At 75.3% G+C, this 7,446-nt stretch carries 6 protein-coding genes; 4 read left to right on the top strand and 2 right to left on the bottom strand.

Features of this window, described 5'->3' with window-relative positions; translation table 11 throughout:
• Positions 1 to 119 precede the first annotated feature (119 nt).
• On the bottom strand, positions 120 to 1,367 hold the full coding sequence (locus ACFXA3_RS29100; RefSeq protein WP_385191490.1) for an MFS transporter: 1,248 nt from the start codon (positions 1,365 to 1,367) through the stop codon (positions 120 to 122).
• Positions 1,368 to 2,155: 788 nt separating this feature from the next.
• Between ACFXA3_RS29100 and ACFXA3_RS29095 the strand changes: the two genes are divergently transcribed.
• From ACFXA3_RS29095 to ACFXA3_RS29080, 4 genes are all read left to right on the top strand, one after another.
• The gene (locus ACFXA3_RS29095; protein ID WP_385191488.1) at positions 2,156 to 2,890 is read left to right on the top strand and encodes a phosphatase PAP2 family protein; all 735 of its coding nucleotides are present in this window, start codon (positions 2,156 to 2,158) and stop codon (positions 2,888 to 2,890) included.
• 120 nt (positions 2,891 to 3,010) lie between these two features.
• A complete protein-coding gene (locus ACFXA3_RS29090; RefSeq protein ID WP_385191486.1) occupies positions 3,011 to 4,555 on the top strand; it encodes a carboxylesterase/lipase family protein in 1,545 nt (514 codons plus the stop codon).
• A gap of 59 nt (positions 4,556 to 4,614) precedes the next feature.
• Complete coding sequence (locus ACFXA3_RS29085; protein WP_385191485.1) at positions 4,615 to 5,640, top strand: LacI family DNA-binding transcriptional regulator; 1,026 nt, start codon at positions 4,615 to 4,617, stop codon at positions 5,638 to 5,640.
• A gap of 154 nt (positions 5,641 to 5,794) precedes the next feature.
• A complete protein-coding gene (locus ACFXA3_RS29080; RefSeq protein WP_385191484.1) occupies positions 5,795 to 6,274 on the top strand; it encodes a hypothetical protein in 480 nt (159 codons plus the stop codon).
• Positions 6,275 to 6,655: 381 nt separating this feature from the next.
• Here ACFXA3_RS29080 and ACFXA3_RS29075 read toward each other — a convergent pair whose 3' ends face one another.
• Positions 6,656 to 7,378, bottom strand: coding sequence for a phosphatase PAP2 family protein (locus ACFXA3_RS29075; RefSeq protein WP_385191483.1), 723 nt, complete (start codon positions 7,376 to 7,378; stop codon positions 6,656 to 6,658).
• Positions 7,379 to 7,446: the final 68 nt, after the last annotated feature.

Below are 7,446 nucleotides of genomic sequence, written 5' to 3'. Positions count from 1 at the left end.
GCCGGGGGGGGGGGGGGGGCCCCCCGCCGGGGCCCCGGGGGGCCCCACCCCCCGGGGCTGGCCCCCGCGGGCTTGGGGGCGGGGCCGCGGGGGGGGGGTACGCGGCGCCCCGGCGGGGATCAGCGCACGCCGCGGATCGGGAGGATGGCGAGCGCGCCGATCAGCGAGAGGGCCCCGCCGACGAGGAAGAGCGGGGTGTACCCGCCGAGGCCGGTCACCACGGCCGAGGCGACGAACGGGGCGATGATCTGCGGTCCGGCGTTCGCGATGTTGAGGACGCCCATGTCGCGGGCGGCGTCCTCGGCCCGGGGCAGGACCAGGGTGACCAGCGCGGTGTCGACGGCCATGAAGCAGCCGAACGCCAGCCCGTTGAGGGCGCTGAACACGAGCATGCCCGTCCAGGTCGGGCTGACCACGGGGACCACCATGACGAGGCCGGCGAGCGCTGCCGAGACACCGACGAACACCTTGCGGCGGTCCCACCGGTCGGACAGCAGCCCGCCCACCACGGTCGACAGGGCCATCGCGACCATCGACACGGGGGTGAGCACCGCCATCGCGGCGGGCGGGGTCAGCCCGGCGGGCAGGCTGATGTGGTCGTCGAGGATGTACAGCTGGTAGCCGACGACGGAGAAGTAGCCGAGGACCATCAGGGCCCGGCCGATGAACGCCCAGCGGAAGTCGTGGTTCGCCAACGCCGAGAGGAAGGCGGCCAGTCGGTCCCGTTTCGAGACGGCGGCCGGGGCGGGCCCGGTACGCGGGACGTCCCGGCACGTCAGGGTGAGCAGCAGGGCCGCGGAGGCGACGATCACGCCGAAGACGAGGTATCCGGTGCGCAGGTGCTCCGCCGTCCGGGAGGCGACCAGCACCCCGGCCGTGCCGCCGATCGGCAGGCCCAGCCCCACCAGCGCGGAGGCGGTGCCGCGCCGGGCCACGGGCACGCGGTCGGGGACGATCGCGGTGACCGCGGCCTGGAAGACGTTCATGGTCGCCTGCACCAGGCACCAGCCGATGCCGAGCAGCAGCGCGGTCTTCGCGTGGCCGAGGGAGGCCAGCGCGGCGAGGGAGGCGAGGGCGCCGCCGAGCACCCAGGGGTTGCGGCGCCCGCTGCGGTCGGAGAGGGCGCCCGCAATCGGGTTGAAGGCGGTTGCGAAGACCGCGCTGATCCCGCCGATCACGCCGAGGACGGCGACTTTGTGGACGGGGTCGATCGCGGCGACCTGGGTGGGCAGCAGGATCGAGCCGACGCCCATGTAGACCGCCATCATGGCGGAGTTGGCGACCAGCAGCAGCGGCAGGAGCGCGCGCTGGCGGGGAGGTTCCGGATCCGCGTGGGCCGGCGGATCGATGAGTTCGTTCTGGGCCATGACGACTCCTCGGGGGACGGAGCGAGAAGGGGTGCGGAGGCTCGGTGCGGGGCAGCGGCCCTGTTGCGCGGGCGACGGGCTGCGGGCCACGGGCTGCGGGTCGCGAGCCGCGGGCCGCGGGACGGAGGGCGCGAGGGAATGCGGAGCAGACGCTTCGAGTCGGCGGGTGACCACGGTTCACGTGATGTTGTTACACGTGTCACCTTCGGCGCTTGGACACTGTGTAGCACCCATTTCAGGGCCCCGCCAGAGGTTGTGGCGCTGCGATGTGCGGATCGTGACCGACCGGCGAGCTGTGCGGCCATGACGTGTAACCACCCGCCCAAGGCCACTGAGCAGGGCTGTTGTGTCCTGAATCCCTCTTGCACTTGTGGCGGCGGTCACGCATCCGCAATACTCCGTGCCGCATCGCGACGACCCCGTCGCCGCTCACCGGGAGAGCCCGCCCCACCCCACGGCTCCGGCGCCCGGTGTCCGGTGCCCTGCGCTCCGTGCTCTCTGCTCCGTGCCTGGTGCCTGGTGCCCGGTGTCCGGTGCCCGGTGCCCGGCGCCCGGTGCCTGGTGCCCGGTGCTCCGCGTCCGGTGCAGCGTGCACCGTGCCCTGTGCGCCGCGTCCGGTGCACCGTGCACCGTGCCCTGTGCTCCCCGTCCGGTGTTCGTCCGTCCGGCCATGTTCGTCCGTCCGGCCGTGGTCGGCCGCTCCGGCCGCGCTTCTGCACCTCCCTCCCGCTCCTGCCTGCTCTCCACGTGCCCCCACCGCCCGGGAAGGCCCCCGTGAAAGGCCCGCCATGCCGCGTTCCCCCTCTGCCGCGCCCCCTCCCCGGCCTCCGGCGCCCCTGTCCCCGGTCCCCGCCCCCCGGCACCACCTCCCGGCTGCGCCGCCGCGCCATGCGCCGGCCGTCGGGGCGGCCCTGCTGTGCGTCGCGCTGCTGATGGGGCTGCTGCTCTCCGCCGGCGAACGGCCCTTCTTCCAGGGGCTCGACGACCGCTGGGCCGCGTCCGTGCACAGCTCGCGCGGCGACGCCCTGACCGGTCTCGCCATCGTCTTCGACCGGCTCGGCGGCCCGCTCGGCACGGTCCTGCCGCTCGGGCTGATCGGCTGCCTCTGCGTCTACGGGCGCTGGCGGTCCGCGCTGTTCGCCCTCACCGCCGGTATCGCGGCGAACGTCGTCGTGGTGCTCCCGCTCAAGCAGCTCGTCGACCGTCCCCGCCCGCCGCATCCGTGGGTCCTGGTGAACGACGGCTCGTACCCCTCCGGCCAGGTGTTCAGCGCCGTGACGCTGGTGGTCGTGGCCGCCGTCGTGGCGTTCCCGCCCCGGGCGCGCCGCTGGTGGTGGCTGGTGGGCGGCCTGTACGTCGTCGCGATGATGGGCAGTCGTACCTGGTTGCACGCCCAGTGGCTCAGCGACACCTTCGCCGGGGCGCTCGCCGGCGCCGGCGCCTGCATGCTGCTGTGGAGGGCGTTCGCGCCACTGCTGCGGACCGAGGCCGAAAGGGTCGCCGCCGACAGCCTGTGGCTGTGAGGGTGCGCGCTGATATCGAGAATTCTTGACGGTCGTCCAATGTTCGCCATACCGTCATCCCGGGGCCGGCGTGCGCCCACCGCGCCGCCGCCCCCCCCGGAGCGACGAAGGAAGGGCCCCATGCCGCACACCGAACACCGCACCCCGCCGCCCCCCGTGGTCGACCTCTCCGCCGGCCGGCTGCGCGGCGCGACCGAAGACGGGATCTGCGTCTTCCGGGCGGTCCCGTACGCCGCGCCCCCCGTCGGGGACCTGCGCTGGCGGCCCGCCCGCCCGCACCCCGGCTGGAGCGGAACCCGCGACGCGAGCGCCGACGGCCCCAGCGCCCCGCAGATGTACCGCGAAGGCGGCGATCCGGTCCTCGGCGGCCACGGAACGCCCCCCTTCGACGAGGACTGCCTCACCCTCAACGTCTGGACCCCCGCGGCCGACGACGCCCGCCGCCCCGTGCTGCTGTGGATCCACGGCGGCGGCTTCGTCTCGGGCTCGGGCTCCATGCCGGGCTACGGCGGCGAGACCTTCGCGCGCGACGGCGACCTCGTCTTCGTCGGCATCAACTACCGCATCGGACCCCTCGGTTACCTCTCCCCGGAGGACGACGAGCGCGACGAGGCGGCCAACCCCTGGCTGTCCGACCAGCTCGCCGCCCTGCGCTGGGTGAAGGAGAACATCGCCTCCTTCGGCGGCGACCCCGGGAACATCACCGTCGCCGGCCAGTCCGGCGGCGCCGTGTCCACCGCCGCCCTCGCCGGGCACCCGCAGGCCGCGGGGCTGATCCGCCGGGTGATCCTGCAGAGCCCGCCCTTCGGCCTGGACCTCCCCGGTCCGGACGCGTACCGGGAGCGGACCGCCGCCTACCGGGAACTCACCGGCGCCAAGACCGCGCAGGAACTGCGCGCACTGCCCTGGCCGGCCCTGATCGGTGCGGCCGGCGGCCTGTTCGCCCGCACGACGCGCTGGGGCCACTGGCCGACCCCGTTCCTGCCCGTCGTCGACGGGGACACCCTGCCGCGCCACCCGGTGCGGGCCCTGCTGCACGGCGCCGCGGCCGACCTCGACGTCATGATCGGCTGGACCCGCGAGGAGGCCAACTTCGGCTTCGCCCTCGACGAGGGGTACGCCGCCGCCACCAGGGAGCAGGTGACCGACCGGATCGCGGAGACCTTCGGGACCGGGCCGGCCCCCGAGGTGTACGCCGCGTACGAGGCGGCCCGCCCCGGCGCCCGCCCGGCCGACGTCCTCATGGACCTGATCACCGACGAGCTCTTCCGCGTCCCCTGCGTCGGGCTCGCCGAAGCCCGCGCCGGTACGGGGCGGCCCGTCTGGGCCTACCAGTTCGACCTCCAGGCGGCCGCCCACGAAGGCCGGCTCGGCGCCGCACACTGCCTCGAACTGCCCTTCGTCTTCGACAACTTCGGGCACTGGGCGCACGCACCCTTCCTCGCCGGGCTCGCTCCCGCCGTCCGCGACGGCCTCGCGCGGACCATGCACCGCGCCTGGATCGCGTTCGTCCGCACCGGCGACCCGAACCACCCCGGCATGCCGCACTGGCACCCGTACGGGACGCGGACGCGCACCACGATGCGCTTCGACTCGGTCGTCACCGCCCTGGACGACCTCGCCGGGCCCTCGCGCCGCCTGCACGAAGCCCGCGGGGCCCAATGATCTAACTCGTGTAACCTGGGAAGGGAGGGGACGGCCGACCCAAGGGAGCACCGAGGACCATGCCCAGGGAACCCAAGGAGACGAGCACCGCCACGTCGCCCGTGTCGATCACCAGCGCCGACGTCGCCCGGCTGGCCGGGGTGTCACGCGCCACCGTCTCGTTCGTCCTGAACGACACCCCCGGCCACCGCGTCAGCGAGGGCACCCGAACCCGCGTCCTCGACGCCGCCCGGCAGCTCGGCTACGTACCGCACGCCGCGGCCCGCTCCCTGCGCGCCGGCCGCAGCAACCTCGTCCTGATGCCCGCCTCGATCTCCGCGATCGGCCGCCTCGTCAGCGACTGGGTCGACGACCTGCACAGCGAGCTCGACCGGCACGGCTACACCGCCGTCCTGCACGCCGGCCGCTTCACCGACCCCCTCGACGCGGCCCGCGCCTGGGCCGAACTGCGCCCCGCCGCCGTCGTCGCCCTCGACGGCGACCGCTTCACCGCCCAGGCCGCCGAACTGCTCGGCCGCGCCGGGGTGCGCGGCCTGCTCGCCTTCGCCGCCGGCCCGGTGCCGGGCGTCCACACCATCGGCTTCGACCACGCCGCCATCGGCGCCACCGCCGCCGAGCACCTGATCGCCCGCGGCCGGACCCGGATCGGCGTGGTGCTGCCCCGGGAACGCGGGCTGGGCACCCTCGCCGGTCCGCGCCTCGCCGGGGCCGAGTCGGTCGCCGCCCGGCACATGGCGACGGTGACCCCGCTGGAGCTCGCGTACACCAGGGAGTCCGCGACGGCCCTCGCCCGGAGCTGGCCGGGCCTCGGTCTGGACTCGGTCTTCGCCTACAACGACGAGTACGCGGCGCTGCTCCTGCACGCCTTCCAGGCCGAGGGCATCGCGGTACCGGACGAGGTCGCGATCGTCGGCTCCGACGACCTGGTCCTCTCGGCCCTCCAGCGGCCGGCCCTCACCACGGTCCGGCTGGACCTGCCCTCGCCGGCCCGCGTCGCCGCCGCCCTGCACGAGCTGATCGAGACGGGCGGGACCCCTCCGCTCCCCGCCATGGAAGCCGTCCTGATCCACCGCGAAACCTCCTGACGGCCGTCGCCGGCCGCCCGCAGCCGGCGACGGGCGGAGCGGCGCCGACGCGACGGGGCGCGCACGCGGCCGTGTAGGCCGTACCGGCGGGGCGCGCCGGGACCAGGGCGTGTAACACCCACCGCGTCCGGTCCCGCTGCCACCCTCGGAGTCCATGGACGTCAGCACCTTCTACGCGCTCTTCTCCGCCACCTGCTTCACCCTGGTCGGCCTGTGGTGGAACGTCGTCCAGAGCCACGCGGACTGGATGCGCGAACCCGCGCTGCGACGTCTCGTCGGCGGGATCTACCTGTCCTTCCTGCTGCCCGCCCTGATGGGCCTGTTCGCCCAGGTCGGCGGCACCCGGCAGCCACAGATCTGGCGCGGGGCCTTCATCGCCCTCGCCGTGGTCGGCTGCGCGTGCACCCTGCGGCTGCTGTCCCGCGCCCGGGGCGACCGCTTCGTCACCTGTCAGCAGGCCGGGGTCGCACTGCTCTACGCCCTCATCGCCGTCGTCGGCGCCTTCCCCGAACTCGCCGGCCACATCGGTCTGCGCCCCATCCAGGCCGAGGCCCTGATGCTGATCGGACTGATCGTCCTGGGGCACGCCCTGGTCTGGCGGTTCATGGCCGGAGAGGGCCGCGCCGACGACTGAACCCCGTCCCCCGCTCGTCCCGCGCCCGGTGGGGCCGGGGCCCGGGCTCGCCGCACGGCCTCCGCTGTCGGGGCGGGGCTCAGCCGAAGAAGACCGGCACCTGCTTCGCCGCGGAAACGCAGGACGTCGGCCGGGCGGGGGGTGTCCTGGACGCGCTCGTGGAGCAGCGGGCCGTCGTCGTCCTGTGCCCACGCCCGGGCGATCGCCTCGAGCCGGGGCGGCGTCACCGCGCAGTCGGCGGGTGACAGGTCGTCACCGCAAACACCAGGTGATCGAGCAGGGGTTCCCGCACGGTGGACACCCCGCTCCACGGCCGATGGCCGCCGCAACCCCGCATCCCGGGCCGCCCCGGCAACCGGGACGATGCCCGGGTCGGCCCGGTCACGGTGCGTGCGGGGCCCGTCGGGCCCGACGGTCGTGTGCGCGGTCGTGTTCGCGGGCCAGGGCGGGGGCGAAGGCCCACCACGCCAGCAGGGCGGTCCCCGCGCCGGCCGCCGCTCCCGCCACGGTGTCGCTGAGCCAGTGGGCGTGCAGCCACGTACGGCTCCACATCATGGCCACCGTGAACACCGCGCCCCCGGCCCACCACGCGCGCCGCCGGGCCGCCGGCACCAGCAGCACCCCCACCAGTACGACGAGCAGCGCCGCCCCCGCCGCGTGGCCCGAGGGGAAGGAGCCGTGGTCGACGCGGACCAGCGGGTGCGCCGGACGCGGGCGGTCCACCAGGTGCTTGAGCCCCTGCACCACGAGCACGCTGCCGGCGAGGTAGGCCGCCAGGAGGAAGCCGGCCGACACCCAGCGCCTGCGGACGAGCAGGCAGGCCAGCAGCGCGAGGGGGACGACGACGCCCAGCGGGCCGCCGAACCGGTCGAGGACGGCCGCGAGGACGGCGGGGATCCCCTCGTGCGGGCCGCCCATCCAGCGCAGCCAGCGGTCGTCCGCGCCCTGGAACGGGGGGTGCACGACGTCCGCGCGGACGACGAGGGCCAGGCCCGCCGCGCCGGCGAGCAGGGCAACGGCCGGCAGGAGGGTGCCCGGGGGGCGCCGGTCCGCCTCCGGCCGGGCCGGGGCGGGGGGAGCCGGGGCGAGGGTGTGTCTGGACAAGACTGCCGTTCGACGTACCCGTGGGGGGGGGGGGCCGGGCGCGCCCCCCCCGGGGGGGGGGGGGCGGG

The sequence above is a fragment of the Streptomyces sp. NPDC059456 genome (assembly GCF_042750055.1).
GTDB lineage: Bacteria > Actinomycetota > Actinomycetes > Streptomycetales > Streptomycetaceae > Streptomyces.
This window is presented reverse-complemented; position numbering and strand designations above follow the sequence as displayed.